The sequence below is a fragment of the Psychrobacter sp. T6-1 genome (assembly GCF_052258445.1).
Window position 1 is genome coordinate 1 of the sequence record NZ_JBQQFC010000251.1, and the last position, 3,671, is coordinate 3,671.

The 3,671-nt window shown below is 45.3% G+C and carries 2 protein-coding genes; one reads left to right on the top strand and one right to left on the bottom strand.

Going from position 1 to position 3,671, the window contains the following annotated elements:
• Positions 1 to 133 precede the first annotated feature (133 nt).
• The gene (aspS, locus tag ACTXGO_RS11110) at positions 134 to 1,960 is read right to left on the bottom strand and encodes an aspartate--tRNA ligase (RefSeq protein ID WP_443574527.1); all 1,827 of its coding nucleotides are present in this window, start codon (positions 1,958 to 1,960) and stop codon (positions 134 to 136) included.
• A 383-nt stretch (positions 1,961 to 2,343) separates the two neighbouring features.
• Here aspS and sohB point away from each other — a divergent pair, with 383 nt between their 5' ends.
• On the top strand, positions 2,344 to 3,330 hold the full coding sequence (gene sohB / locus ACTXGO_RS11115) for a protease SohB (protein WP_443574526.1): 987 nt from the start codon (positions 2,344 to 2,346) through the stop codon (positions 3,328 to 3,330).
• The last annotated feature ends 341 nt before the right edge of the window (positions 3,331 to 3,671 follow it).

Genomic DNA, 3,671 nt, shown 5'->3' on the forward strand with positions numbered 1-3,671 from the left:
ATCGCACAACCACTGATGTAGCAGCGCGCGCCACTACTTGTAGTACAGGTAGCGGCACGAACTTAAAAAGATTATATGGATTCATAGGCGTTCACATAACCTGACATCATTGTAGTGGTTTTGACTCAAATCCCTATTGAGCAGGTCTATCCGTATCTGCCTGAACTTTTTCACGCAGGCGTATACCAAGCTCACGTAACTGCTTAGGATCTACAGGCGCTGGTGCTTCGGTCAATGGACAGTCAGCTGTCTTAGTTTTTGGGAAGGCAATGACGTCACGGATAGAGCTTGCGCCTACCATAAGCATAATCAGGCGATCTAGACCAAACGCGAGACCACCATGCGGCGGCGCACCGAACTTAAGCGCGTCGAGTAAGAAGCTAAATTTATCTTCAGCCTCTTGCTCATCAATTCCTAGCGCTTCAAATACCGCTTGTTGCATCTCAAGCGTATTGATACGCAGGCTGCCACCGCCGATTTCAGTACCGTTTAGCACCATATCGTAGGCGATTGAGAGCGCTGACTCTGGGTTGGTTTTCAATTCTTCAACAGAGCCTTTAGGTTTAGTGAACGGATGATGCATTGACGTCCAGCGACCATCGTCTGTCTGCTCAAACATAGGGAAGTCTGTGACCCAGAGCGGCGCCCACTCACAAGTTTGCATTTCAAGATCAAGACCGATCTTTTGACGTAGTGCGCCCATCGCATCATTGACCGTACTGGCTTTGTCCGCACCAAAGAAGATAATATCGCCACTCTCAGCGCCAGTACGTTCAATTAGACTAGCAAGAACGTCATCGGTCATGTTCTTGATAATAGGGGATTGCAAACCTGACTCTTTATCGACGCCATTGTTTATGTTGTTTGCGTCATTGACTTTGATATAAGCCAGACCACGCGCGCCGTAAATACCCACGAACTTGGTATACGCATCGATTTGCTTGCGGCTGATTGACGCGCCATTTGGGATACGTAGGGCGGCTACGCGACCTTTTGGATCATTGGCTGGACCTGAGAATACTTTGAAGTCAACGCTTTGCATCAAGTCTGCAACGTCGATCAGTTTGAGGGGTATACGCAGATCAGGCTTGTCTGACGCATAGTCACGCATGGCCTCCTCGTAAGTCATACGCGGAAAATCAGCAAGCTCGATATCCATCATCGTCTTAAAAACGTGTTTGATAAGACCTTCATTGATAGTCATGATCTCTTCTTCGTTTAAAAAAGAGGTCTCAATATCCACTTGAGTAAATTCAGGTTGACGATCAGCACGCAGATCTTCATCACGAAAACACTTGGCGATTTGATAATAGCGATCAAAGCCTGATACCATCAATAGTTGTTTAAACAATTGCGGCGACTGCGGCAAAGCAAAGAAGTTGCCCGGACGCGTACGTGACGGTACTAAGTAGTCGCGCGCGCCCTCTGGGGTAGCACGAGTCAAAATAGGCGTCTCAACATCCAAAAAGCCATGATCGTCTAAATAACGACGAATTGCTGAGGTGGCTTTAGCGCGAAACACCATGCGCTCTTGCATTTGCGGGCGACGCATATCAAGGTAGCGATACTTAAGACGCAGATCCTCAGATACCGTCATGTTCTCATCATTTAGCGGAAATGGCGGCGTTTCAGACTTGGCTAGTACTTCAATCTCTTTACCAAGTAGCTCGACTTGACCGCTAGTCATATTGGCGTTTTCAGTACCTTCGTAACGACGACGCACGCGTCCTGTAATCTTGAGGACATACTCTGGTCGGGCCGCATCTGCGGTAGCAAAGGCCTCTGGCGTATCAGGATCGACGACGACTTGCAATATGCCTGCGCGGTCGCGCATATCTAAAAAAATCACGCCACCGTGATCACGACGACGATGTACCCACCCTACGATAGTGATGGTTTGCTCAAGTAAGCTCTCTGTTACGGCGCCGCAATATTCGTCTCGGTAGCCGCTGTGCGTCATAGTGCTCTGTGTCATAATATTTAGTTATCCAGTTATCAAGTCAATTCAAAGGCAATAGTGCTAAAAATGGGATTATTAGCTAATAAAGGAGTCAGCACAACTAAAACGGCTCATAAATAAGTAGCCGTAGCGCTAGTAGTAGAAAGTTTTGTGCAAACGCATATTATGCCTAATGTGTTTTTGTTATACAACTCTGATGCGATAATCTACTTGTGACGATAAAGGCTAACGGTTCAAACTTGCGTCATTTACCGTGGAGGTAGTCAGATAAATATATTTACTTGGCTTGAAAACCAGCACTCATGCGCTCATATCAAAATGACTTCATAGCTATCAATCAAAATATCATAAGATTATTTATACTATAAAAAGGAATACTGTTCATGCTATTTAATCCTCCCAAGAACCCTGTTGAGCTCAAAGTTCGCCACCTTAATAAAGCGCAAGAACAACGCCGCGAAGATCTCATGGAAGCCACGCAAGGCAAAGCGGCACTCAAGCTACTTAAAAAAAACATGGCAAAAAAAGCTAAGCAAGCGCTAAAAGCAAAATCAAAAGCCAAGAAGAAAAACAAAGATGCTGATAAAAGCACGCAAGTCTTTGTATTAGATTTTGATGGCGATATTAAAGCCAGCGCTGTCAAGCATCTACGTGAAGAGATTAGCACTCTTATCAGCACGGCGAATAAAGGCGATGAGGTCGTTATACGTTTAGAGTCGCCAGGCGGGGTGGTACATGGTTACGGTCTTGCAGCAGCGCAATTGGCTCGCCTAAAGGACGCTGGTTTGACATTGACCGTCTGTGTGGACAAAGTGGCGGCAAGTGGCGGCTATATGATGACCTGCGTTGCAGACAAAATTATCGCTGCGCCCTTTGCCATTATCGGTTCTATCGGTGTGGTATCGCAATTACCAAACTTTCATAAATGGCTTAAAAACCATGACGTCGATTACGAGATGTTTACTGCTGGTGACTACAAACGCACAGTGACTGTATTTGGTGAAAATGACGACGAAGACCGCGTCAAATATCAACAAGAGCTTGAGCAAACTCATGAGTTATTTAAGCATTTTGTGACCACTTATCGTCCAAAATTGGATCTACAAAAAGTAGCGACAGGTGAGCACTGGTATGGTGAAGATGCAATCGAGCTTAACCTCATTGATAGCCTACAAACCTCAGACAGCTACTTGCTTGAGCTGATGAAGGACAATGAAGTCTACGCGCTACACTCTCGTCAAAAGCCTACATTGGCAGAGAAGCTAGGTTTAGCGCAGGCGGCTGAAGCAACCCTTACAATGGCAATCGATAAATTGCCTGACGCGCTCATGCGTTTTGATCTCAATCAGCGCTTAAATATTTTAAAGTAGCTCTAGTAGCATCATTAACTGTGTATGTTTTGTAAAGGCGTGTCCTAGTCGGTCGCGCCTTTTTTGCTGTTTATTGGTAGCGCCTATGTTATAAATGTAGCATATCAAAAAGAGTAAACGTACGTACACCAAACTATAAACCTGCATAAATAATGCGTCACAAGGAAAAAGGAAATAATTATGTCTACAGAAAAGCCAACAACGTCTACAGAAAAACCAACAACGACAGCCAAGGCTATGTTTGCCGTCAGTGAGCACGGTCAAGAGATGCATAACCGAGTTAAAGACTTTATTGCCACTCATATCGAGCCAATAGAGGCAGAGTTTTGGCACGACTGCCA